Origin of the sequence: Actinomyces sp. S6-Spd3 (assembly GCF_000758755.1) — a bacterium.
GTDB lineage: Bacteria > Actinomycetota > Actinomycetes > Actinomycetales > Actinomycetaceae > Pauljensenia.
The window spans coordinates 1-500 of the sequence record NZ_JRMV01000168.1; the positions used below are offsets into that span (position 1 = coordinate 1).

A 500-nucleotide genomic window follows, 5' to 3' on the forward strand; every position below is an offset into this window, starting at 1 on the left:
CTTTAGGCCGCCACCTACGCCAGACACAACCTCGCCGGCCGCGCGCTCTGACTGTTCACTAGCCTCCAGCACCATCGTGCCCGCACCCTGCTTGCCGATCACCATCGCATCCGGATCAGCTACATCCTCAATATCATCAAGCGACCACACGTCCAGCGGCTTCTTCCGCGCCGCGCGCATGTCCTTGAAATTCGGGAAACGCGGCTCATTTACCTGGTCCGTCACCGAAACCACAGCGGGCAAAGCACAGCGCAACGTGTCCGTGAAACCATCCGCGTGGCGAACAGCCTGCACGGCCCCTTCTTCAATCGAAAGCTCAGACGCAAGCGAAATATAGGGCCAACCTAAACCAGCAGCCACAGCCGCTGGAACCATCGACGTCATACCGTCCAAGCTAGCCATACCCGTAATAAAGAGGTCAATCGGTTCCTCCTGTGCGAGCTTGCGGGCTACAGCCGCAAGAACCTGCGCAGTACCAATCGCATCAGAACCAGCCAAAC

General features: G+C 58.6%; 1 protein-coding gene. It reads right to left on the reverse strand.

Annotated features, from left to right (window positions below; translation table 11 throughout):
• On the reverse strand, nucleotides 1–500 hold a 500-nt coding region (locus HMPREF1627_RS01010; RefSeq protein ID WP_034500388.1), incomplete at both ends, for an electron transfer flavoprotein subunit beta/FixA family protein.